Source organism: Adlercreutzia sp. DFI.6.23 (assembly GCF_024462535.1).
In the GTDB taxonomy this organism is placed as follows: Bacteria; Actinomycetota; Coriobacteriia; order Coriobacteriales; family Eggerthellaceae; genus Adlercreutzia; species Adlercreutzia rubneri.
Map to the genome: position 1 here is coordinate 1 of NZ_JANGBP010000858.1, position 286 is coordinate 286.

Sequence of the window (286 nt, forward strand, 5' to 3'; positions counted from 1 at the left end):
TCCACATCGTGGAGGGCGTACCACATGGCCCCGGCGTCGACGTACTCCGTCCACTCGCCCCGAAGCTCTGCGGCGTCGGCCTCCTGGTCGATCTCCTGCTCGTCGTGCCAGTCGATGATGGCGGCCAGCGCGGATTTGCTGAAGTGCTTCAGGCCCTCCCAGGAGGAGAGGTCTTCGACGGTCGCTGCGATGTGAAGCATGGGATGCCCCTTTCGTTCCGTGGAGAGAGGCCCTCTGCCTCGCTCCTGATGGGGCGTCCGGCTCACGGGGCGGGCGGCGCGTCAAG

The 286-nt window shown here is 67.1% G+C and carries 1 protein-coding gene; it reads right to left on the minus strand.

The features are described 5' to 3' along the window. Positions 1 to 200, minus strand: a 200-nt coding sequence (locus NE591_RS15770; protein WP_256157165.1) for a hypothetical protein, incomplete at its 3' end; no start/stop codon positions are given. Between the last annotated feature and the right edge of the window lie 86 nt (positions 201 to 286).